The following is an 18,368-nucleotide window of genomic DNA, read 5'->3' on the forward strand; positions in this document are numbered from 1 at the left end:
CGAGGAGCAGGGAAGCAGATGTCAGCACGCGCACAGATCGGTGTGACCGGACTCGCCGTCATGGGTCGCAACCTGGCCCGCAACTTCGCCCGGCACGGCTACACGGTCGCGGTGCACAACCGCTCGTACGCCAAGACCGAGTCCCTGATCGCCGAGGCGGGCAGCGAGGGCGACTTCGTCCCGTCCGAGTCGATGGCCGACTTCGTGGCGTCGCTCGAGCGCCCGCGCAAGGTCGTCGTCATGGTCAAGGCGGGCGCGGCCACCGACGCCGTCATCGACGAGCTCGTGCCGCTGCTGGAGGAGGGCGACATCGTCGTCGACGCCGGCAACGCGCACTTCCCCGACACGATCCGCCGGGAGAAGGCGCTCGCGGCCCAGGGCCTGCACTTCGTCGGCACCGGCGTCTCGGGCGGCGAGGAGGGCGCGCTCAACGGTCCGTCGATCATGCCGGGCGGCACGCGCGAGTCCTACCAGAGCCTCGGCCCGATCCTCGAGGACATCTCGGCGAAGGTCGACGGCACGCCGTGCTGCACCTACGTCGGCCCCGACGGCGCCGGCCACTTCGTCAAGATGGTGCACAACGGCATCGAGTACGCCGACATGCAGCTCATCGCCGAGGCGTACGACCTGCTCAAGCAGGGCCTCGGCGCGTCCGCGCAGGAGATCGGCGAGATCTTCGCGCAGTGGAACACGGGCGACCTCGAGTCGTTCCTCATCGAGATCACCGCGGACGTGCTCCAGCACGTGGACGCGGAGACCGGCAAGGCGTTCGTCGACGTCGTGCTCGACCAGGCGGAGCAGAAGGGCACCGGCCGCTGGACGGTGCAGAACGGCCTCGACCTGGGCGTGCCGATCACCGGCATCGCGGAGGCGACGTTCGCCCGCGCGCTGTCCGGCTCGGTCCCGCAGCGCGAGGCGGGTCGCGCCGCGCTGCCCGCCGACGCCGCGGCGTGGGACGTGCAGGACCGCGACGCGTTCGTCGAGGACGTGCGCCTCGCGCTCTACGCGTCGAAGGTCGTCGCGTACTCGCAGGGCTTCGACCAGATCGCGGCGGCGTCCGCCGAGTACGGCTGGGACATCGACCGCGGCGCGATGGCCCGCATCTGGCGCGGCGGCTGCATCATCCGTGCGCGCTTCCTCAACCGCATCACCGAGGCGTACGAGCGCGACGCGCAGCTCCCGCTGCTCCTCGCGGACGAGTACTTCACCGCCGCGGTGGGCAACGGCCTCGCGGCCTGGCGCCGCGTGGTCTCGCAGGCCGCCCTCAACGGCGTCCCGACGCCGGCGTTCTCGTCGTCGCTCGCCTACTACGACGGCGTCCGGGCCGAGCGCCTGCCCGCCGCGCTCATCCAGGCGCAGCGCGACTTCTTCGGCGCGCACACCTACCGCCGCGTCGACAAGCCGGGCACGTTCCACACCGAGTGGTCGGGCGACCGGACCGAGTCCGACGCCTGACGGCTCACCACCGCACGCACCGACGGCGGTCGTCGCGCTCCGGCGCGGCGGCCGCCGTCGCGTGTCCGCCCCTCCCGGGTCGGGGCCCGACGCCGCACGCGCGGACCGGGCCCGTCGGGTGACGTGGCAGGCTAGGCCCGGCGGGCCGCTGCGTCGGCTCGACCTGTCTGACCCCCTCTGACGCCGGACGACACGGAGAACGATGAGCCGCCACCCCCAGGACGCGACCGCGACGAGGATGCTCGCCGACCGGACGGGCACCGACCCGGCCGACTGGTTCCTCGTCTTCAAGGCCCGCTACGGGATGGAGGTCGTGTTCCGGGCGCTCGCCGAGGTGCGCGGCGCGGGCGACGTGGTCACCCAGGTGTTCACGTGCTCGACGGCCGTCGACCCCGTCCTCGTCGCGGGCCTGCGGCCCGTCTACGCCGAGGTCTCCCCGGCGACCGTCGCGATCGACCCCGACCGGCTCGCGGTCGGGCCGGCCACGCGCGCCGTCGTGCTGCAGAACACGTTCGGCATCGTCGACGACGCGGCCGCGCTCCGGCTGCGCGCCGCGGCGCGCTCGGTCGGGGCGCTCCTCGTGGAGGACAGCGCGCACTGCGTCACGCGCCTCGCGCGCGACGCCGACGGGTCGCCGGTCGCGGACGTCTCGTTCCACTCGTTCGGCGTGGAGAAGATGCTGCCGACGCGGTTCGGCGGTGCCGTGTGGGTGAGCCCCGCGCTCGACCCGGCGCTGCGCGCCGCGATCGTGTCGGCGCTCGATGCGCTGCCGGTCGTCGGGGCCCGGCTCGACCTCGCCGCGCGCAGCTTCCGGACGCAGGTGCGGGTGCTCAACCGACTCCCGGGCGGCGCCGCGGGAAAGGTGCGCGGCGCGCTCACCGCCGTCGGCGCGTACGAGCCGGCGATCGCCCCCGTGGAGAACCGAGGCGGCCTCGCGCACCCGCCGCAGCGCCCGTCGTCGTGGGTCACGGGCCGGATGGTCGACGCGCTGCGGTCGAGCGGCGACGTCGAGGCGCGTCGCGCGGACACCGTGGCGGAGTACGTGCGCGGGCTGTCCGACGTCGTCGAGGTGCCGGCGGGGGTCGGCGGGCGCGCGCCGCTGGTGCGGTTCCCCTTCTTCGCGCCCGACGCGCCGACCGCCGACCGGCTCGTGCGGGAGCTCACGGCGGCCGGGTTCTACGTCGGCAAGTGGTACCGCCCCGCGCTGTTCCCCGGCCCGGACGACCCGGCGGTCTACGGGTACACGCCGGGCGACCCCGCGCTCGCGACGACGGAGGACCTCGTGGCCCGCGTCGTCAACCTGCCGACGACGGTCGGGGTCGCGACGGCGCGCCGCATCGTCGAGGCCGTGCGGTCGGCACTGGGCGCCTGAGCCTCTCGACCAGGCGATCCCCGCGGGCCGACCAGGCGATCCCTGCGCGTCAGCGATGCTGGACGCGCCGAGACCGCCTGGTCGGCGGGAGGGTCATGCCGACGGGCGGGAGCGCGCGAACTTCACGTAGTCGACCGTGTGGCGCAGGTCGACGCGCCACACGTCGAGGCGGCGGCGCAGGCTGCGGTCGGGCGCGTAGCGCAGCGTGTGCCAGACGCCGTGCTTGCGGGCCTTCTTCACGCGGTGGCGCAGCGACACCGGCACGAGCGCCCGGACGACCGGGTAGGGCACGTTGACCCACAGGCGCGCCTCCGACGTGATCTGCTCGGGCAGCTCGCGCCCGTGGACCAGGTCCTCGACGTAGCAGCGCGCGAGGTTGCCGCCCGCGGCCATCGTGTAGAAGCTCGCCGCGCCCTGGCGCAGGTTCACCTCGAGGATCTTGCTCGTGCCCGTGCGGCGGTCGTACATGACGTCGAGGTTCGCCGCGCCCACGTAGCCGAGGCTGTCGAGCAGGTGCCGGACCGACTCGGTGAGCCTGTCGTCCTTCATCGTGACGACGGCGTTGTAGTTCCCGACGAGCTTCGGGTCGTACTCACCGAGCACGATCTGCGCCGCGGAGAGGAAGCGCAGGCGGCCGTGCCGGTCGGAGTACGTGTTGACCACGCGCATGACCGACTCGTCGCCCGCGAGGTACTCCTGGACGATGAGGTCGTCCGCGTACCCCGCGGCGTAGATGCGGCGCGCGACGTCGCGCAGCTCGGCGGCGTCCTGGACGAGGTAGACCTTCTTCTTGCCCTCGAACCGCAGGCGCGGGTACGTGTCCGTGTCCGACGGCTTGAGGATGAGCGGGTACGGGAACGGCAGGTCCTCGCCGAAGCCCGGCGCGTCGACGTCCGCCGCCGTCGCGATCACCGTCTCCGGGTGCGGCACGCCCAGCTCCGCGCAGGTGCGGTAGAAGTCCGTCTTGTTCATGAGGCGCGCGGCCAGCTCCTGGCCGACGAGCGGGATGACGTACAGGTCCTGGAGCTCGGCGCGGTGCGCGATCACGACGTTCGTGTAGAACTCGATGTTCGCGATGAGCAGGCGCTTGCGGCCCGGGAACTCCTCGGCGAGCTCGCGCAGGACCGCGACGATGCGCTCCGGGTCGTCGAAGTCGCGGTAGGTGCGCACGTCGACGATGCGGGAGTCCGCCGTCTCGCGCAGCGGGAAGCGGCCCAGGGCCAGCGTGCGGACGCCGTACGCCTCGTGCAACGACCTCGCGATGTTGTAGGTGTTGAGGTTGGTCCCCAGGACGATGGGGAGGAACTCGGCGTTGCCGTACGTCATCGCGGAGGGTCGTCCGTTTCTCTGTGTGGTCGGCGGGCGTCCGCCATCCTACGGGCCGGGTACGGCCGCGCCCGGGCCGAGGCCCTCGCCTGCGACACCCACGCCCGTGGGGTCCTGACCGGCGCGGACGACGACGCCGTGCCCGGCCAGCACGCGCACGAGCTCGTCGTGGCCCCGTGAGACGTCCCAGTGCACGCCCACCATGCCGGCGGCGCGCGCGCCCTCGACGTTGCGCGCGGTGTCGTCGACGAACAGCACCTCGTCCGGGTCCGCGCCGATGCGGCGGGCGGCCTCGGCGAAGAACCGCGGGTCGGGCTTGGCGATCCCGAGCTCGCACGAGTACCAGCTCGTGTCGAACTCCGCGTCGTAGCCGAGGGTCCGGCGCATGAACGGCACGCGACGGCTCTCCTGGTTGGTGCCGAGGTGCACGCCGTAGCCGCTCGCGCGCAGCGCCCGCACGAGGTCGAACGACGCGTCCACGACCTCGAGCGCGTCGAACCAGATCGCGCGGTACACGTCCTCCGCCGGCTCCGTCACGCCGTAGCGCTCGAGCCCGGCAGCCAGCACAGGGAGATAGTCGCCCTCGCCGACGAGCATGGGCAGCTCCTCGCTCCAGGTCTCGAGCAGGAACTCCCGGGTCCGGTCCCCGAGGTAGCGCTCGACCGCCGCGTACCAGCCGTCGGGGATGTGCTGGAGCACGCCGTCGGCGTCGAACAGGACGTGGCGTACGGTCATGGCCGCCACCCTAGCGGCGGGGTCGTCAGGCCGGGACCTGTGACCGTGGCGGCCGGTGGGGCGGGTCGCCGTAGGATCCACGGGTGACGTCGCGACCGGACCAGGACCACGCCCAGCCCCTCGTCGGAGTGCTCGGAGGGGTCGGGCCCCTCGCCACGGCGTACTTCCTCCAGCTCCTCGTCGAGCTCACGGAGGCGGACCGCGACCAGGACCACGTGGACGCCGTCGTGCTCAACCACGCGACGATCCCCGACCGCACGGCGTTCATCCTCGGCCGCTCGGACGCGGACCCGGGTCCGGTGCTCGCGCGCGACGCGGGACGGCTCGAGCGCTTCGGGGCGGACTTCCTCGTCATGCCCTGCAACACGGCGCACTACTTCACCCAGCAGGTGCTCGACGCGATCAGCGTCCCGTTCGTGTCCATCATCGACACGACGGTCGACGCCGCCCGGGCGCGGGTCGCGGACCTGCGCGCGGTGGGGCTGCTCGCGACGGCGGGGACCGCGGCGTCGGGCGTCTACCAGGACGCCTTCGCGCGTCACGGCGTCGACGCGCTCGTCCCGGACGAGGCCGACCAGGCGCTCGTCTCGCAGATCATCTACGAGCAGGTCAAGGCCGGCCGGCCGGTCGACATCGAGACGTTCCGCGCCGTCGCGGGGCGGCTCGTCGAGCGGGGTGCCCAGGTGATCGTGCTGGGTTGCACGGAGCTGTCGGTCGTCGCCGTCGACCACGACCTGCTCGCCGACCCGCTCTACCTCGACTCGACCGACCAGCTCGCCCGCGCGACCATCCGTCGCGCGGGGCACCGCGTGCGCGAGGGCTGACCAGGCCTCTCTCCCTCGGCGGACCGGGTCTCTCCCTCGGCAGAGGGGTTCGGAGCCGGGTCAGCCGAGCTCGCTCGTGCCCGAGTACAGGTGCAGCACCGGGACGTGGAGCTCCTCGCGCGCGCGGGACGCCCAGTCGGTGTGGAACGTGTCCTCGACCGCGTGCGGGTAGGTCACGACGACGATCTCGCGCACGCCGTCCGCGGCGACGGCCTTGTGCAGCGCGGGCAGCGGGTCGTCGTCGACGACGGCGCCGTCGGCCTCGCGGCCCGCCGCGCGCAGCTCCGCGACGCTGCGCTCGAGCTGCTCGCCCGCCGTCGCCGTGGCCTGGACCGGCGAGGGCTCGCGACCGAGGACCTCGTCCCATGCCTCCTTGAGCTCGCCCACGCTGAGGTGGTCGATGATCCCGGAGATCACGTTGCGCTCCGTGTCCGCGGGCACGAGCACCCGGTAGGCGAGCTGCTCGCCCTCGTGCAGCGACAGGATGTGCTGCACGTCGGCCGGGTTCAGCGTGTCTTCGGTCAGGACGAGGATCGTGTCGGTCACGCGGGTCAGCCTATCGGCAGGAGCCAGCGCGCGGCGGTCGTACCGGCGGGGGAGCCGGGCCGGTCCTCGGGGCTGTGCAGCAGGTGCGCGAGGCGGGCGCCCCGGGGCGGGAGCGCCGTCGTGCCCGACGGCGCCGCCCCGGCCACGATGCGGCCCGGGCCCTGCCCGACGACGCTCGGCGTCGTGGTGACGCACAGCTCGTCGACGAGGTCCGCCGCGAGCAGGTCGCCCAGCAGCGTCGGCCCGCCCTCGGTGAGCACGCGGGCCAGCCCGCGCTCGGCGAGCGCGGCGAGCCCCGCGGCGAGGTCGACGGCGGCTCCCGGCGCGTGCCCGTCCCGCGTGCCCGCGGTGTCCTGCCCGACGACGAGCACCCGGTCCGCGGGCACGTCGCCCGTCGCCGTGGCCGCCCCGGCGGGGCCGGTCAGCACGAGGGGCGGCCGGTCGCCGCGGGCGAGGGCCTCGGGGACGCGGCCGGTCCGCGTCACGATCGCGAGCTCGAGCGGCGCGTCGTGCAGGTGCCGCAGCCTGCGCGGCCGGTCGAGCGCGGTGTACCCCTCGGCACGGGCCGTCCCTGCGCCGACGAGCACGACGTCGGCGAGCGCGCGCAGCACCCGGAAGACGCGCCAGTCCGCGTCGTCGTTGATCGACCCCGAGCGGTGGTCCGGACCCCACGCCGCGCCGTCGACGCTCGTGACCATGTTGGCGCGCACGACGTGCGCCCCCCGCGCGGGCGGGCCGTACGCGTAGAGCGCCGCGAGGCGTTCCTCGCGCGGGTCGGGCGGCAGGTGCTCCGCGGCGGGCAGGAGCACGTCGAGCGGGGGCAGGTCCGTGCGTCCCGCGGGTGCCGCAGGGGGCTCGTCGGAGGGCGCCGTGGTGGAGGTCACAGCGGCCAGGCTAGCCGCAGGCGTAGGCTGGATCCTCGTGACTGCGCCCGTCGCCGGTGGCGCCTCGGCCCCGGCAGCCCTCCCCGGCACCGCCCGCGCGTCGGCCCCCGACGCGACTCCCGACGCGCCCGGACGCACGCGCGCCCTCGCGGACGTTCGACCGTCCGTCCCGCCCGCGCGACTCCTGGCCGACCTGCTGCCGCCGCGGCACTTCGCCGACGCCCGCTTCTCGACCTACCGCGCGAACCCCGCGTACCCGAGCCAGGCGCGCACCGTCGCGCGGCTCGAGGAGGTCGCGGCCGCCGTCGCCAAGCCCGCGCGCAAGGGGCTCTTCGGCACCCGGAAGCAGACCGCGCCCGCGGTCTACATGGACGGCGGCTTCGGCGTCGGCAAGACCCACCTCCTCACGTCGCTCGCGCACGCCGTGGGCCTCGACGTGAGCGCCTACGGCACGTTCGTCGAGTACACGAACCTGGTGGGCGCGCTCGGGTTCCAGGCGACGGTGGACGCGCTCGCGACGAAGAAGCTCGTGTGCATCGACGAGTTCGAGCTCGACGACCCGGGCGACACCGTGCTCATGTCGCGCCTCCTGCGCGAGCTCGCCGACCGCGGCGTCGCGCTCGCGGCGACGTCGAACACGCTGCCCGAGGCGCTCGGCGAGGGCCGCTTCGCGGCGGAGGACTTCCTGCGCGAGATCCAGGCGCTCGCGGCCCGGTTCGAGGTGCTGCGCGTCGACGGCGAGGACTACCGCCACCGCGCGGTCGTCACCGACTCCGCCCCGCTGCCCGAGGACGCGGTGCGGGCCGCGGCCGTGGGCCGCACCGGCACGACGCTCGACGCGTTCGACGACCTGCTGGCGCACCTCTCGCACGTGCACCCCAGCCGTTACCGCGCGCTGCTCGACGGCGTCGAGGTCGTCGCGCTCACCGGCGTGCACACCGTGACCGAGCAGTCCGCCGCCCTGCGCCTCGTCGTCCTCGTCGACCGCCTCTACGATCGCGACGTGCCCGTGCTGCTCGCCGGGTCGGGCGACTACACGGGGGAGCGGAGCCTGTTCACGGAGGAGATGCTGCGCGGCGGGTACCGCAAGAAGTACTACCGCGCGCTCTCGCGCCTCGGCGCGCTCGCCGAGGACGGCCGCGCGGTCGCGCGCGCCTCCGCCTGACGGCCGGCCCGAGCGGGCACGTCGCCGCCCGGGCGGCTCATGTCGCGGCGAGGCGCTTCTTCTCGACCTCGATGTCGAAGTCGGCCGGGGGCCAGCCGAGGTCGAGGCGGCGCAGCGCGTCGAGCAGGAGCTCGCTCACCGCGAGGCGCGCGAACCACTTGTGGTCGGCCGGGACGACGTGCCACGGCGCGACCTCGGTGCTCGTCCGGTCGAGGACGGCCTGGTAGGCCTCCTGGTACGCGGGCCACTTCTGGCGCGAGTCGACGTCGTTCGGGTTGTACTTCCAGTACTTGTCCGGCCGCTCGAGGCGCTCCATGAGCCGCGCCCGCTGCTCCTCGTAGGACACGAGCAGCGCGACCTTGACGATGGTCGTGCCCGCCGCGACGATCTCCTCCTCGAACCGGTTGATCTCGTCGTACCGCGCCTCCCAGACCACCGGGGGCACGAGCTCGTCGACGCGCGCGACGAGCACGTCCTCGTAGTGCGAGCGGTCGAAGACGCCGATGTACCCGGGCGCGGGCAGCGCCCTGCGGATCCGCCACAGGTAGTCGTGCTCGCGCTCCTCGGGCGTCGGGACGCCGAACGACCGGTGGGCGACGCCCTGCGGGTCGACGAGCCCGACGACGTGCCGCACGATGCCGCCCTTGCCCGCGGTGTCCATGCCCTGCAGCACGAGCAGGACCGAGCGCGACCCGCCCGAGCGGCCCTCGGCGAACAGGCGCTCCTGCAGCTCGGAGAGCTCGTCCGCGTGCCGCGCGACGAGCGCCTTGCCGGCCGCCTTGTCGCCGGCGAACCCCGGCGTGGACCCGCGGTCGAACGCCGCGAGGTCGAAGCCGGCGGGCACGCGCAACGACTTCGTGGGGGCGACCTCCCAGTCGGCGTCGAGCGCCGGCACGGATCCTGAGCCGGACCGAGCGCCCTTGCCGTGCTTCTTCTTCGGCTTCTTCGTCGTCGACATGGGCGTGAGCGTAGTCACACCCAGGACAGGACGGCGACCGAACGCGCGGGCAGGTCCACGTGGCGCCGGTGCACGGTCGTCTCCGGGTCCCACGCCGCGAGCAGGCGCGGCGTGCCGCCGAGCGCGAGCCGGAGCCGACGGCGCTCCTCGCCGAGGTTGACCGCGACCGCGACGGTCCGACGGTCCACGACGAACGCGGGACCGCCGCGCGGCGCCGACGCCGTCTCCTCGCCCGAGGCGTCGTCGTCCACGCCCCCGGGGCCGTGCACACGCACGACCGAGAGGTCGCCCGAGCGGACGTCCGGCCGCGCCCGCAGTGCCACCAGCGTCCGGTACCAGGCGAGCAGGCGCGCGTGCTCGCCGCGGTCGCGCTCGGACCAGTCGAGGACGCTCGCGTCGCGGGTCGCCGGGTCCTGCGGGTCGGGCACGGGCGCGCCGTCGCCCCACCCGTGGTCGGCGAACTCCGCGGCCCGCCCGCGCCGGACCGCCTCGGCGAGCTCCGGCTCGGCGTGGTCGGTGAAGAACTGCCACGGCGTCGACGCGCCCCACTCCTCGCCCATGAAGAGCAGCGGGGTGAAGGGCGAGACCAGGACGAGCGCCGCGGCCACGGCGAGCCCGCCGCCGTCGAGCGTGGCCGACGTCCGGTCCCCGAACGCGCGGTTGCCGACCTGGTCGTGGTTCTGGGAGCTCACGACGAACGCGTGCCCGTCGGTCCCCGCCGGGACGGGGTGGCCCCAGGTGCGACCGCGGAAGGTGGAGAACGTGCCGTCGTGCACGAACACGCCCGTGAGCGCCTTGCGCAGCACCGCGACGGAGCCGAAGTCCACGTAGTAGCCCTGCCGCTCGCCCGTGAGGAGCGCGTGCACGGCGTGGTGGACGTCGTCGGCCCACTGGGCGCGCATGCCGCGACCGCCCTGCTCGACGCCCGTGACCGTGGCCGGGTCGTTCTCGTCCGACTCGGCGACGAGCGTGAGCGGGCGCCCCAGCTCCTGCTCCACGCGGTCCACGCGTCGCGCGAGCTCCGCGAGCAGGTGCGTGGGGGAGTGGTCGACGAGGGCGTGCACCGCGTCGAGGCGCAGCGCGTCGACGTGGAACTCGACGAACCACCGCTCGGCGTTGTCGATCACCCACTCGCGCACCTCCCGGCTTCCCGGCCGGTCGAGGTTCACCGCCGCGCCCCAGGGGGTCGTGTGCGCGTCGGTGAAGTACGGGCCGAACTCCGGCAGGTAGTTCCCCGACGGCCCGAGGTGGTTGTAGACGACGTCGAGCACGACCGCGAGGCCCCGGGCGTGGGCGGCGTCCACGAACCGCTGCAGGGCGCGGGGGCCCCCGTACGGCTCGTGCACCGCGTACAGGTGCACGCCGTCGTAGCCCCAGCCCCGCTCGCCGCCGAACGCCGCGACCGGCAGGAGCTCGACCGCGCCGACGCCCAGGTCGACGAGGTGGTCGAGCCGGTCGATCGCGGCGTCGAGCGTGCCCTGCGGCGTGAACGTGCCCACGTGCAGCTCGTAGACGACCTCGCCCCGCACGTCGCGGCCCGTCCACGCGTCGTCGGTCCAGGCGTACGTAGCGTCGAACGTGCGGCTCGGACCGTGCACGCCGTACGGCTGCCACGGGCTGCGGGGGTCGGGCCGGCCTGGTCCGCCGTCGACCGCGTAACCGTAGTCCGTGCCCCACGGCAGCTCGTGGTCGTAGCCCCACCACCCGGGCACGTGCGCGCCCACGAGGCGCAGCGGGAGCCGCTGCGCGCCGTCGAACGTCCCGGAGCCCGGCTCGGGCAGGAGCAGCTCGACGCTGCGCGCCGTCGGCGCCCACACGACCGGCCGCGGCCCGGGCACCGAGAGCATGGGGGTCGACCGAGGCGGGGGGACGCGGGGAGGCGGGATCCCGGGCGCCTGGCTCGTCGGGTCGGTCGTCACGGCGCGTCCCCCGCGGGCTCCCGGGCCTCGCCCGGGCTCGCGACGGCGACGGCCGCGGCGTCGTCCTGGTCGACGAGGAGCGCGACCGGCAGGTCGGCGAGCAGGTCGGCCACGCGCACCGTGCCGGACGCGTGCTCCCGCCCGGTGAGCACGTCGACCCATGCCCCCGTGTCCGGGGGGAGCGCGACGACGTGGTCGCGCCACCCGCCCAGCCGGTCGACCGTGCCGGCCAGCCGCGTGGCGACGGTCACGACGCGCGCGACGTCCGCCTCACCGCGGCCCCGCGCGGTGCGCGCGAACGCGAGCGCGCACGGCGTCGACGACGCGACGGGCGCGTACCCGGCGCCGTCGCCGACGAACGCGCCGGCCAGGGCGCGGCGCAGCCGCAGCGCGCGCGCCGTGACGAGCAGCTTCTCGTCCGCGAGCGTGCGTGCGGGGGCCCCGCCGTCGAGCCGCTCGAGCCGCTCGGTCAGCGCGCCGACGTCCACCGGGCGGCGGTTGTCGGGGTCCACGAGGGTCGGCGCGTACGACTCCGCGCCCTGGTACACGTCCGCGACGCCGGGCGCCGTGAGCCGCACGAGCGTGATCCCGAGGCTCGCGGCGCGCAGCTCCTCGCGGTGGTCGCGGGACCACCGGGCGAACGCGCCGGTCACCGCGGGGTCGGCGAGCGCGCGCCGCGCGAGGTCCGCGACGGCCTCCTCGTAGGCGTCGTCCGGGCTCGTCCACGACGTCGCGACCTTCGCCTCGCGCAGCGCCTTGCGCAGGTAGTCGACGAGGCGGTCGGGCGCGATCGACGCGCCGGACGGGCCGTCCGACGCGCCGTCGGCCGGGTCGGCCCCGGCGCCCGCGTCGGGCAGCCACGTCCCCGCGACCGTCTGCCACAGCAGGCTCTCCGCGAGGCCGTCCACGAGCGCCCCGCGGTACGGGGCCGTCGCCGCGCGGACCTCGTCGACGAGCCGCGACCAGCCCGCCGCGTCCTCGGACAGCACCCCGAGCGCCGCGCGCGTGTCCTCACCGCGCTTGGTGTCGTGCGTCGACCCCGCCGTGAGGGCGTGCGGCGTGAGCGCGGCGAACCGCTGCGCGAACGCGTGCCAGTCGTGCACGCCGAGGCTGAACCGGTCCGGCTCGCCCCCCACCTCGCACAGGCTCACGAGCTCGGTCCACCGGTAGAACGCGGTGTCCTCCACCCCCTTCGCCGTCACCGCGCCGCAGACCTGCTGGAACCGCACCACGAGCTCGTCGCGGCGCGCCTCGCGGCGCCGACCCGCGCTCCCGACCTCCCGGCCCAGCACGAGGTCGACCACCACGTCGAGCGTCTCCGCGCGCTGCGGGTCGAGGCGGGCCCGGGCGCGCGCGGCGGCGTCCTCGACCGCACGGACCGCCTCGTGCCGTGGCGGGGTGCCCGGCACCACGTAGGCCCGGTACCGGTCGAACGCGACGAGCAGCTCGCGCAGGCACTGGTGCAGTCCGCGCCACGTGTGGTCGCGCAGGCGCGGGTCGTCGTGGCAGACGGCGGCCGCGAGGTCGGTCAGGCGGTGCAGCTCCGCGTAGAGCGGGCCCGCGACGACCTCGCGCTTCGCCTCCTCGACGAGCGCCCCCAGCCCGCCCGGCACGGCGCCCGTGAGGCGGGTCATCACCGCGTCCAGACCGGACCGGCCGCCGGGGTCGACGAAGAGCTGCTGCAGCCGCCACGCGACGTCGTAGCCCGTGGTCCCCACCGTCGCCCAGTCCGGGGGCACCTGCTCCTCGCCCGCGAGGATCTTCTCCACGACGACCCACGCGCCGTCGGTACGGTCGGCGAGACGCCGGAGGTACTGCGCCGGGTCGGCGAGGCCGTCCGGGTGGTCGATGCGCAGGCCGTCGACCGTGCCGTCCGTGACGAGGCCGAGCACGAGCGCGTGCGTCGCGTCGAACACCTCCTCGTCCTCGACCCGGACCGCGACGAGCGACCCGACGTCGAAGAAGCGCCGGTAGTTGAGCTCCTCGTCGCCCACGCGCCAGTACGCGAGGCGGTAGTGCTGACGCTCCACCAGCTCGGTGAGCGGCAGGTCCTCCGTGCCCGCCCGCACCGGGAAGACGTGGTCGTAGTACCGCAGCACGGGCCGCGGCTCCGGCGACCCGGGGACCTCGACCTCGTCGACCGTGATCTCGCCCGCCGCGAGCACGTCGCCCAGGCGCGCGCCGAGGACCGGCATGAGCACCGCGCCCTCGCCCGCCGACCAGTCGACGTCGAACCACCGGGCGTACGGCGAGTCGGCGCCGTCCTCGAGGACCGACCACAGCGCGTGGTTGTGCCACGCGGGCGTCGGCACCGCCATGTGGTTCGGCACGACGTCGAGCACCAGGCCCAGGCCCGCCGCCCGGGCGCTCGCGGCGAGGCGCCCCAGGCCCTCGTGCCCGCCGAGCTCCGTGCTCACGCGCGTGTGGTCGACGACGTCGTAGCCGTGGGTCGAGCCGGGCGCGGCCTGGAGCACGGGGGAGAGGTAGAGGTGCGTGACCCCGAGGGCCGCGAGGTACGGCACCTGGCGCGCGGCGTCGTCGAACGTGAGGCCGGGGCCGAGCTGCAGGCGGTACGTCGAGACGGGGACGCGGGGCGGCGCGCCGGGCGCGCGGACGTCGGGCGCGGCCGTCATCGCAGCGGGGGCCGGGTCAGGACGATGACGCTGCGGCCCGTCACGGAGACCGTGTCGCCCGGGCGCAGGGCGTCGCCGACGTCCACCGTGCCGTCGGTGTCCAGCACGACGTCCCAGCCCTCGCCGTACCGCGCGGGCGGCACGGTGAACTCGAGCGCGTCGGAGTGGGCGTTGAGCAGCAGGAGGAACGAGTCGTCGACGATCGGCTCGCCGCGCCGGTCCTTCTCGGGGATCGCGTCGCCGTTGAGGAACACCATGACGGTGCGCGCGTAGGCGTGGTCCCAGTCCTGCTGGTCCATGCGCGAGCCGGTGATGTCGAGCCACTCGATGTCCGGCAGCTCGTCGTCGACGGTCCCGGAGCCGCCGCGGCCCAGGAAGAAGCGCCGCCGGTGCAGCACGGGGTGGTCGCGCCGCAGCCACACCACGCGGCGGGCGAAGTCGAGCAGCGCGGCCCGCTCGTCGTCGAGGCCCTCCTCGCCGCCCCAGTCCATCCACGTGATCGCGTTGTCCTGGCAGTAGCCGTTGTTGTTGCCGCCCTGCGTGCGCGCGATCTCGTCGCCGTGCGCGAGCATGGGCACGCCCTGGGAGAGCAGGAGGGTCGCGAGGAAGTTGCGGCGCTGGCGCGCGCGGAGCGCCCGCACCTCGGGGTCGTCGGTCGGCCCTTCCGCCCCGCAGTTCCAGGACCGGTTGTGGCTCTCGCCGTCGTTGTTGTCCTCGCCGTTCGCGTCGTTGTGCTTCTCGTCGTAGGACACGAGGTCGTTGAGCGTGAAGCCGTCGTGCGCGGTGACGAAGTTGATCGACGCGATGGGCTTGCGACCGCTGTGCTCGTAGAGGTCGGACGAGCCGGTGAGGCGGCTCGCGAGCTCGGGCAGCGTGGAGGGCTCGCCGCGCCAGAAGTCGCGCACGGTGTCCCGGTACTGCCCGTTCCACTCGGTCCACAGCGGCGGGAAGCCGCCCACCTGGTAGCCGCCGTCGCCGAGGTCCCACGGCTCGGCGATGAGCTTGACCTGGGAGATCACCGGGTCCTGCTGGACGATGTCGAAGAAGGCCGAGAGGCGGTCGACCTCGTGGAACTGCCGGGCCAGGGTCGCCGCGAGGTCGAAGCGGAACCCGTCCACGTGCATCTCGGTCACCCAGTACCGCAGCGAGTCCATGATGAGCTGGAGCACGTGCGGCGAGCGCATGAGCAGCGAGTTGCCCGTGCCCGTGGTGTCGAAGTAGTGCGCCTCGTCGCCGTCGACCAGGCGGTAGTACGCCTTGTTGTCGATGCCGCGGAAGCTCAGCGTCGGGCCGAGGTGGTTGCCCTCCGCGGTGTGGTTGTAGACGACGTCGAGGATGACCTCGATGCCCGCCTCGTGCAGGGCCTTGACCATGGTCTTGAACTCCATGACCTGCTGCCCGCGCGTGCCGTACGCCGCGTACCCGTTGTGGGGCGCGAAGAAGCCGATCGTGTTGTAGCCCCAGTAGTTCGACAGGCCCTTCTCGACGAGCGTGGGGTCGTTGACGAACTGGTGCACCGGCATGAGCTCGACCGCCGTGACGCCGAGCGTCACGAGGTGCTCGACGACGGCCGGGTGGGCCATGCCGGCGTACGTGCCGCGCAGGTCGTCCGGCACGTCCGGGTGGAGCATCGTCATGCCCTTGACGTGCGCCTCGTAGATCACGCTGTCGTGGTAGTCCCGGTTCGGCGGGCGGTCGTGACCCCAGTCGAAGTACGGGTTGATGACGACCGAGACCATCGTGTGCCCGGCCGAGTCGTCGTCGTTGAGCGGGGGAGCGGGCGGGGGCGCGTCGTCCGCGTCGGCGCCCTCGGGTGCCTCGTCCGCCGGTGCCGCGTCGCCGGCGTCGGCGAAGCGGTAGGAGAACAGCGACTCGTCGCCGTCGACGTGTCCCTCGATCGCCTTCGCGTACGGGTCGAGGAGCAGCTTGGCCGGGTTGCACCGGTGACCGTTCGCCGGGTCGTACGGCCCGTGCACCCGGTAGCCGTAGCGCGTGCCGGGCCCCTTCCCGGGCAGGTAGACGTGCCAGACGTGCGCGTCGACCTCCTCGAGGTCGACGCGCGTCTCGGTGCCGTCGTCGCCGAGGAGGCAGAGCTCCACGCGCTCCGCAACCTCGGAGAACAGGGCGAAGTTCGTCCCCGTCCCGTCATAGGTGGCGCCCAACGGGTAGGGGTGGCCGGGCCAGGTCTGCATGCCCTCGAGGATTCCACGCCCCCCGGGTCGCTGTCGTCGCAGGAGGCGCCCGACCTCGCGTGACGGGGGACACGTGTACAAATAGTGTGCCAAGCGCGCGCCGATCGTGGGTCGGGTCCCGCGGCCGTCTCACCGCGTCGGGCCCCGACCGCGCCGCGCCGCGGACGGTCGTGCATGGCGGCGTCGGACCTGGTAGACCCGTGCCATGAGCACCCACGCAGACCACCGCGACGACCTCAACGAGTCGGACGTCGCCTCCGCACGACTGTCCCCGCGCCGTGAGGAGGAGGGGGAGTCGGTCGGTGACGTGCTGACCGGTGGGGACGCGACCAAGGCCCCGCAGTCGCTGTCGGAGAACGAGCGCCGGCCGATCGACGGCGCGTCGTCGGGCACGTCCTGGGACGACCCCGACGAGCTCTGAGCGCCGGTCAGTCCACGCGCGGCAGCCGGTCGGCGTCGACCGGGATGAGCCGCGGCATCCCGGCCGGGGCGACCGCGCTCAGCGCGAGGTAGCGCGCCTCCGCCCGGTGGAGGCGGATGTGCTCGTCGACGGTCCAGTCCGGGCCGTTCGTGAGCGACATGCCGCACGAGCAGTCGATCGTCACCCGCCCGGCCCCCTCCTCGCGGACCTGCCCGATCGTCACGTGCGCCGAGCGCGCGTCCGCCTTCGCGCGGCGCATGCTCGCGCTGACGGGTTCGGGGCGCGTGGCCTCTGGCGACGGGTTCGGGGCGGGTGCGGCACTCACAGGTCCCGAGCCTAGACGGCCTCGTCGCGCTGCCGCGCGCGCCACGGTCGCCGCGCGCCGACCGTGCGGGCGCCGGACCTGCTCCCGCTCAGTGGGTGTGCGCGATCCCCAGGGCGTGCGCCCGCTCGTGCTCGCGCTCGGCCGCCTCACGCGCGGCGATGCGCGCCCGGACCTCCTCGCGACGGAGCGGGGGGACGGTCGACGGCGGGTTGCGGCGTTCCGGCAGCTCGTCGAGCAGCCGCGCGACGATCGCCGTGACCTCGTCGACCGCGCGCTCGAACGGCTCCTCGGTCGCCGCGCTCGTGCGCTGGATCCCGGTGACCTTGCGGACGAACTGACGCGCGGCCGCCTCGATCTCCTCGTCGGTGGCGGGCGGCTCGAGGCCGCGCAGGGTCGTGATGTTCCGGCACATGCTCCCGACGCTACGTGCGCGCGAGGAGCACCACAAGGGCGGCCCGGCCTCGTCAGGCGAAGCGTGCCGAGACGGCGAGCGTCTCGCCGACGTCGACGCGGACGTCCGCGAGGCGGACGCCCGGCGGCAGGTCGGACACGAGGTCGACCTGGCGGCCCTCGACCTTCGCGAGCTCGCCGCGCGCCGCGACGAGCAGCGCCGCGACGACGGGGTTGCGGCTCGACAGCTCGAGGTCCCGGACGGCGAGCACCATCCGTGCGTCGACCTCCGCGGTCGCCGTCGCGCGCACGCTCGCCGAGAGGATCCCCTTGCGGACCCGGGCGAACCCGCGGAGGGTCACCCTGCGGGGCCCCGCCGACTCGAGCTCGACGTCGAGCGACGCGAGCGTGAGGCCGAGGTTCTGGAGCTCCGTCGCCACGAGCCGCCGTGCGGTCGCGACGATCGCGTCACGCGGGGCCGCGACCCGGACGTGGCCGGTGAGGGGCGCGGCGTCGTCAGGCTCGACGCCCTCGACCCCGAGGCCGCCGGCGGTGTCCTCGACCCAGCGGAACCGCAGGCCCTCGGCCTCGGCGACGACGTCCACCGGCACGTCCTCGACCAGGAGCGGGTGCGCGTCGACGCGCACCCGGCGCAGGACCGCGTCCTCGCGCGAGCGCACGTCCTCGACGTCCCGGGACGAGCGGCCGGACGCGTGCTCCGCGCTCCGAGCGGCGCCCTGGCTGCCGACGCGCACGCGCACCCCCGTCAGGTCGACGTCGAGCCGGGAGACGTCGGGGCCGTCGAGGTCTGCGTCGAGCCGCGCCCGGTCGGCGCCCTCGACGGTCGGCCCGAGCAGGCCGAGCAGGGCGGGGCGCAGCCGGGCGAGGAGCTCGGCGGCGGTCGTGGGACGCGGGGCGGTGCCGAGCGGCAGCACGTCGTGGGCGGGGCGCAGGTCGGGCATGGGCCGAGGGTAGTGGACGACGAAGGCCGCCCCGGTGAACCGGGACGGCCTTCGTGCTGGTGGGCGATACTGGGATCGAACCAGTGACCTCTTCCGTGTCAGGGAAGCGCGCTACCGCTGCGCCAATCGCCCGGGGTGCTGCACTGCTGCGAGGTGGAGATGGGATTCGAACCCACGTATACGGCTTTGCAGGCCGCTGCCTCGCCTCTCGGCCACTCCACCTTGAGACGCGTCCTCTCACGCTCCCGGAGGAGCAGGCCA

At 74.5% G+C, this 18,368-nt stretch carries 16 protein-coding genes and 2 tRNA genes; 5 read left to right on the forward strand and 13 right to left on the reverse strand.

Features of this window, described 5'->3' with window-relative positions:
• The first annotated feature begins 18 nt into the window (after nt 1-18).
• The gene (gene gndA / locus ABWU78_RS13975) at nt 19-1,455 is read left to right on the forward strand and encodes an NADP-dependent phosphogluconate dehydrogenase (protein WP_353709371.1); all 1,437 of its coding nucleotides are present in this window, start codon (nt 19-21) and stop codon (nt 1,453-1,455) included.
• A 202-nt stretch (nt 1,456-1,657) separates the two neighbouring features.
• The gene (locus ABWU78_RS13980; protein WP_353709370.1) at nt 1,658-2,827 is read left to right on the forward strand and encodes a DegT/DnrJ/EryC1/StrS family aminotransferase; all 1,170 of its coding nucleotides are present in this window, start codon (nt 1,658-1,660) and stop codon (nt 2,825-2,827) included.
• A gap of 93 nt (nt 2,828-2,920) precedes the next feature.
• Here the strand turns inward: ABWU78_RS13980 and ABWU78_RS13985 are convergent, their stop codons facing one another.
• Together ABWU78_RS13985 and ABWU78_RS13990 are read right to left on the reverse strand one after the other, a co-directional pair.
• A complete protein-coding gene (locus ABWU78_RS13985; RefSeq protein ID WP_353709369.1) occupies nt 2,921-4,153 on the reverse strand; it encodes a carboxylate--amine ligase in 1,233 nt (410 codons plus the stop codon).
• A gap of 48 nt (nt 4,154-4,201) precedes the next feature.
• The gene (locus ABWU78_RS13990; RefSeq protein ID WP_353709368.1) at nt 4,202-4,888 is read right to left on the reverse strand and encodes an HAD family hydrolase; all 687 of its coding nucleotides are present in this window, start codon (nt 4,886-4,888) and stop codon (nt 4,202-4,204) included.
• Nucleotides 4,889-4,971: 83 nt separating this feature from the next.
• On the opposite strand from ABWU78_RS13990, the gene ABWU78_RS13995 reads away from it, so the two are divergent.
• Nucleotides 4,972-5,712, forward strand: coding sequence for an aspartate/glutamate racemase family protein (locus ABWU78_RS13995; protein WP_353709367.1), 741 nt, complete (start codon nt 4,972-4,974; stop codon nt 5,710-5,712).
• Between the two features lie 60 nt (nt 5,713-5,772).
• On the opposite strand, the gene ABWU78_RS14000 is transcribed toward ABWU78_RS13995, so the two are convergent.
• Together ABWU78_RS14000 and ABWU78_RS14005 are read right to left on the reverse strand one after the other, a co-directional pair.
• Nucleotides 5,773-6,258, reverse strand: coding sequence for a hypothetical protein (locus tag ABWU78_RS14000; protein WP_253049193.1), 486 nt, complete (start codon nt 6,256-6,258; stop codon nt 5,773-5,775).
• A gap of 5 nt (nt 6,259-6,263) precedes the next feature.
• On the reverse strand, nt 6,264-7,142 hold the full coding sequence (locus ABWU78_RS14005) for a dihydrofolate reductase family protein (RefSeq protein ID WP_439158714.1): 879 nt from the start codon (nt 7,140-7,142) through the stop codon (nt 6,264-6,266).
• 37 nt (nt 7,143-7,179) lie between these two features.
• Between ABWU78_RS14005 and zapE the strand changes: the two genes are divergently transcribed.
• Complete coding sequence (zapE, locus tag ABWU78_RS14010) at nt 7,180-8,307, forward strand: cell division protein ZapE (protein WP_308202238.1); 1,128 nt, start codon at nt 7,180-7,182, stop codon at nt 8,305-8,307.
• 37 nt (nt 8,308-8,344) lie between these two features.
• On the opposite strand, the gene ABWU78_RS14015 is transcribed toward zapE, so the two are convergent.
• The 4 genes from ABWU78_RS14015 to glgX form a co-directional block, all read right to left on the reverse strand.
• Nucleotides 8,345-9,265 (reverse strand): PPK2 family polyphosphate kinase, encoded by a 921-nt coding sequence (locus ABWU78_RS14015; protein WP_439158715.1) that lies wholly within the window; start codon nt 9,263-9,265, stop codon nt 8,345-8,347.
• A 14-nt stretch (nt 9,266-9,279) separates the two neighbouring features.
• The gene (gene treZ / locus ABWU78_RS14020; protein WP_439158720.1) at nt 9,280-11,112 is read right to left on the reverse strand and encodes a malto-oligosyltrehalose trehalohydrolase; all 1,833 of its coding nucleotides are present in this window, start codon (nt 11,110-11,112) and stop codon (nt 9,280-9,282) included.
• A gap of 68 nt (nt 11,113-11,180) precedes the next feature.
• Nucleotides 11,181-13,817, reverse strand: coding sequence for a malto-oligosyltrehalose synthase (gene treY, locus ABWU78_RS14025; RefSeq protein WP_439158716.1), 2,637 nt, complete (start codon nt 13,815-13,817; stop codon nt 11,181-11,183).
• Nucleotides 13,814-16,009 (reverse strand): glycogen debranching protein GlgX, encoded by a 2,196-nt coding sequence (gene glgX / locus ABWU78_RS14030; protein WP_439158717.1) that lies wholly within the window; start codon nt 16,007-16,009, stop codon nt 13,814-13,816. The genes treY and glgX overlap by 4 nt, the downstream gene beginning before the upstream one ends.
• Before the next feature lie 205 nt (nt 16,010-16,214).
• Here glgX and ABWU78_RS14035 point away from each other — a divergent pair, with 205 nt between their 5' ends.
• Nucleotides 16,215-16,430 (forward strand): hypothetical protein, encoded by a 216-nt coding sequence (locus ABWU78_RS14035; protein WP_439158718.1) that lies wholly within the window; start codon nt 16,215-16,217, stop codon nt 16,428-16,430.
• A gap of 7 nt (nt 16,431-16,437) precedes the next feature.
• Here ABWU78_RS14035 and ABWU78_RS14040 read toward each other — a convergent pair whose 3' ends face one another.
• The 5 genes from ABWU78_RS14040 to ABWU78_RS14060 all read right to left on the reverse strand — a co-directional run bounded on the left by ABWU78_RS14040 (nt 16,438) and on the right by ABWU78_RS14060 (nt 18,329).
• Nucleotides 16,438-16,755 carry a hypothetical protein gene (locus tag ABWU78_RS14040; RefSeq protein WP_375825668.1) on the reverse strand — a complete coding sequence of 106 codons (318 nt, stop codon included), beginning with the start codon at nt 16,753-16,755 and terminating at the stop codon, nt 16,438-16,440.
• Between the two features lie 88 nt (nt 16,756-16,843).
• Entirely contained in the window at nt 16,844-17,167 is a 324-nt protein-coding gene (locus ABWU78_RS14045; protein ID WP_375823497.1) for a DUF2277 domain-containing protein, read from the reverse strand.
• A 52-nt stretch (nt 17,168-17,219) separates the two neighbouring features.
• On the reverse strand, nt 17,220-18,107 hold the full coding sequence (locus tag ABWU78_RS14050) for a hypothetical protein (protein WP_439158719.1): 888 nt from the start codon (nt 18,105-18,107) through the stop codon (nt 17,220-17,222).
• Nucleotides 18,108-18,164: 57 nt separating this feature from the next.
• Nucleotides 18,165-18,239, reverse strand: a tRNA-Val gene (locus ABWU78_RS14055).
• A gap of 19 nt (nt 18,240-18,258) precedes the next feature.
• Nucleotides 18,259-18,329 (reverse strand) — tRNA-Cys (locus ABWU78_RS14060).
• Nucleotides 18,330-18,368 lie beyond the last annotated feature (39 nt).

This window comes from Cellulosimicrobium sp. CpK407 (genome assembly GCF_051844275.1).
GTDB classification, from domain to species: Bacteria; Actinomycetota; Actinomycetes; order Actinomycetales; family Cellulomonadaceae; genus Cellulosimicrobium; species Cellulosimicrobium cellulans_G.

Excerpts from the sequence above, each read along its gene's own strand:
- ABWU78_RS13985 (WP_353709369.1), bottom strand. The coding sequence starts at position 4,153 with ATGACGTACGGCAACGCCGAGTTCCTCCCCATCGTCCTGGGGACCAAC.
- ABWU78_RS13990 (WP_353709368.1), bottom strand. The coding sequence starts at position 4,888 with ATGACCGTACGCCACGTCCTGTTCGACGCCGACGGCGTGCTCCAGCAC.
- gndA (WP_353709371.1), top strand. The coding sequence starts at position 19 with ATGTCAGCACGCGCACAGATCGGTGTGACCGGACTCGCCGTCATGGGT.
- ABWU78_RS14050 (WP_439158719.1), bottom strand. The coding sequence starts at position 18,107 with ATGCCCGACCTGCGCCCCGCCCACGACGTGCTGCCGCTCGGCACCGCC.
- ABWU78_RS14035 (WP_439158718.1), top strand. The coding sequence starts at position 16,215 with ATGAGCACCCACGCAGACCACCGCGACGACCTCAACGAGTCGGACGTC.
- treY (WP_439158716.1), bottom strand. The coding sequence starts at position 13,817 with ATGACGGCCGCGCCCGACGTCCGCGCGCCCGGCGCGCCGCCCCGCGTC.
- treZ (WP_439158720.1), bottom strand. The coding sequence starts at position 11,112 with ATGCTCTCGGTGCCCGGGCCGCGGCCGGTCGTGTGGGCGCCGACGGCG.
- ABWU78_RS14015 (WP_439158715.1), bottom strand. The coding sequence starts at position 9,265 with ATGTCGACGACGAAGAAGCCGAAGAAGAAGCACGGCAAGGGCGCTCGG.
- glgX (WP_439158717.1), bottom strand. The coding sequence starts at position 16,009 with ATGCAGACCTGGCCCGGCCACCCCTACCCGTTGGGCGCCACCTATGAC.
- ABWU78_RS14045 (WP_375823497.1), bottom strand. The coding sequence starts at position 17,167 with ATGTGCCGGAACATCACGACCCTGCGCGGCCTCGAGCCGCCCGCCACC.
- ABWU78_RS13980 (WP_353709370.1), top strand. The coding sequence starts at position 1,658 with ATGAGCCGCCACCCCCAGGACGCGACCGCGACGAGGATGCTCGCCGAC.